Raw genomic sequence first — 1,776 nt, forward strand, 5'->3', positions numbered from 1 at the left:
TGGGACCGGGCCGGGGCACGCACCGGCGCCCAGCTCGGCTTCGACACCGCGCTCCTGGTCGACGCGGTCGACCGGCAGACCGGCATCGAACTCCTCGCGGGCCCCGGCACCCCGCTGCTGACCGTCACCGAGCCCACCGAGACCGCCACCGCCGCGGCCTTCGCGCACACCGCCGTCCTCGCGGGCAAGCCGCGCAACGCCGGACCGCTCGCCGAGGCCGGGCGCCTCTTCGGACGCCTCGCGCACCTGCTGGACGCCGTCGAGGACCAGGAAGCCGACGCCGCGACGGGCGCCTGGAACCCGCTCACCGCGACCGGCACCTCGCGCGCGGAGGCCCGCCGGCTGTGCGACGACGCGCTGAAGGGCGTACGGCTGGCGCTGGCCGACGCGGAGTTCACCGACGGCAGGCTCACCCATGTGCTGCTGACCCACGAACTCCGGCGCTCGGTGGACCGGGCCTTCGCCACGGACGTCTGCTCGCACCGGTCCGGCGGGCTGCTGACCGGCGGACCGTCAGAAACGCCGCCCACGGGCTCCTTCGGACCGCCGCCGGGCAATCCGTACGCGCCCACGGGGCCGGGCGGGCCCTCCGGGCCCCGGCCGCCCGAGCCGCCGCGCGACCGGCGTGGTCTCGTCATGGGCTGCCTGGTGTGGGCGGGGCTCGCCTGCACCTGCCAGATGTGCTGCGGCACCTTCGAGGACCCCTGGTCGCGTCAGCGGCGCGAGGGGCTGTGCAGCCAGTGCGACTGCGGGGACTGCTGTGACGGCTGCGACGCGTGCAGCAACTGCTGCGACTGTTGCAACTGCTGTGACGGCTGTGATTGCGGGTGCGACTGCTGAGGCGGCGTCACCTGTACGTCGTCACCCCCGCGTCCCGCTCCGCGGCAGGGCGGAGCGGGACGCGGCGAGGGGAGGGTGTGCTGCTGTGCCGGATGTGCGAGGGCGCGCCTGGACAAGGGCGGGGCGGGCGCGGGGAGCAGGGCGTCGGCTCAACAGGAACAGGACCACACGCGACCGAAGTCGATGTGGGAGCGCTTGACCAGCCACTGCTGCGATTGCATGGCTCCAGTGGAACAGCCATCCGATGACCCGTCAACTGCCCTGAGACGTCGTGCTCACAGTGTGGACAGGCTTGACAGTCCGCCCCGCACAGCGCTTGTCTCGGACGAGGACCGGGCTGAGGGGCCCGTCCGCCTCGCTCCACGCTGCTGCTTTCCGCCGTCCGCGCCGAGGACGCGCCCCGTGTTCACCGTATCCACGGAGCCTCCGCATGCCCGCGCGCACACCAGCACCCCGTCCTGCCGCCCTCCGGCCCCTCCACCTGGCCGCCGAGATCGGCGGCCCGCCCCGCTACGACGCCGCCCACCACACCGGTCTCGCCCGGCTCGCGGAGGGCGGCGCGCTCGACTTCGTCACCCTCGGCGACTCCTTCGCCCGGCCGGGCCCCGACGCGCTCGCCGTCCTCGCCCGGGTGGCCCCCGCCACCCGCCGCATCGGCCTCGTGCCGACGCTCACCGCCACCCACACCGAGCCGTCCCGCCTGGCGTCCGCCGTGGCGACCCTGGACTGGGTCAGCCGGGGCCGGGCGGGCTGGCGCGTCGGCGTGTCGGCCGCGGAGGCAGAGGCGCGGCTGTTCGGCCGCCGCCCCGCCGCGTCCGCCGACGCCCTGTGGGACGGGGCCGGGAAGTACGCCGAGGTCTGCGCCCGGCGCCGGCACCACTGGGAGCCGCCCCAGGGCCGGCCCGTGGTCGTCGTCGACGGCACGCCCGGACCGGC

Annotated in this window: 2 protein-coding genes; both read left to right on the forward strand. The window is 75.7% G+C overall.

Annotation, left to right across the window (positions count from 1 at the left end):
• On the forward strand, positions 1-840 hold an 840-nt coding region (locus G3I41_RS17575; RefSeq protein WP_164401172.1), incomplete at its 5' end, for a hypothetical protein.
• A gap of 430 nt (positions 841-1,270) precedes the next feature.
• A partial coding sequence (locus G3I41_RS17580) for an LLM class flavin-dependent oxidoreductase (RefSeq protein ID WP_164401173.1) occupies positions 1,271-1,776 on the forward strand: 506 nt, incomplete at its 3' end.

Source organism: Streptomyces sp. SID9727, from assembly GCF_010550605.1.
GTDB lineage: Bacteria > Actinomycetota > Actinomycetes > Streptomycetales > Streptomycetaceae > Streptomyces.